At 58.3% G+C, this 252-nt stretch carries 1 protein-coding gene; it reads right to left on the bottom strand.

Going from position 1 to position 252, the window contains the following annotated elements:
- Positions 1 to 252 (bottom strand): helix-turn-helix transcriptional regulator (locus SB816_RS33580; protein WP_410548450.1); only part of this gene is annotated, 252 nt, incomplete at both ends.

The following is a 252-nucleotide window of genomic DNA, read 5'->3' as shown; positions in this document are numbered from 1 at the left end:
CGCGGCGGAAATCGGAAGGCGACATGCCGGCGATCTGGCGAAACGCCTTGTTGAAGGCGCTGACGGAGCCGAAGCCGCTTTCCATGGCGATTTGCAGAATATTGTCCTTGCCGTTCATCAGCATCGCTTGCGCGCGGGAGAGCCGGAGCAGGGTCAGATATTTGATGAGCGTCATGCCGGTGGATTTGCGAAACAGGTTCATCGCATATTTCGGATGAAGCGAAGCGGCCCGCGCAATTTCCGTCGCGTCGA

Source organism: Achromobacter sp. SIMBA_011 (genome assembly GCF_046535435.1).
GTDB classification, from domain to species: Bacteria; Pseudomonadota; Gammaproteobacteria; order Burkholderiales; family Burkholderiaceae_B; genus Achromobacter; species Achromobacter dolens.
The sequence above is the reverse complement of the archived record's forward strand: the minus strand, read 5'-3'. Positions and strand labels throughout refer to the sequence as shown.